At 69.7% G+C, this 300-nt stretch carries 1 protein-coding gene; it reads right to left on the bottom strand.

The window, feature by feature from the left end:
- Positions 1-232 (bottom strand): DUF2894 domain-containing protein (locus EN846_RS34465; RefSeq protein ID WP_210236164.1); only part of this gene is annotated, 232 nt, incomplete at its 3' end.
- Between the last annotated feature and the right edge of the window lie 68 nt (positions 233-300).

Below are 300 nucleotides of genomic sequence, written 5' to 3'. Positions count from 1 at the left end.
AATCGATGAAGTGGCGCAGGTAGCCGGGGCTGGTGGCCTGCATCGTGTCCAGCATGCGCTGCACCAGCACCGCCGAGTTCAGCGGGCCGCCGTCGGCGGGGGCTTCGGTGCGCAGGGAGCGGCGCACCTGCAGTTCGCTGCGCAGCTCCGACCACTCGCGCTGCACCTGCTGCAGCATCGGCACCTGCGGGTAATGCGGCAGCGAGCGCGACCCCGCATCGAGATCACGCACCAGTGCGCGCAGGCCCTCCAGTGCTGGCGGCTTACTTGGCATCCGCGACCTTGGGCTTGGGAATCGGC

The organism is Mesorhizobium sp. M4B.F.Ca.ET.203.01.1.1, assembly GCF_004791025.1.
Lineage (GTDB): Bacteria > Pseudomonadota > Alphaproteobacteria > Rhizobiales > Rhizobiaceae > Mesorhizobium > Mesorhizobium abyssinicae.
This window is presented reverse-complemented; position numbering and strand designations above follow the sequence as displayed.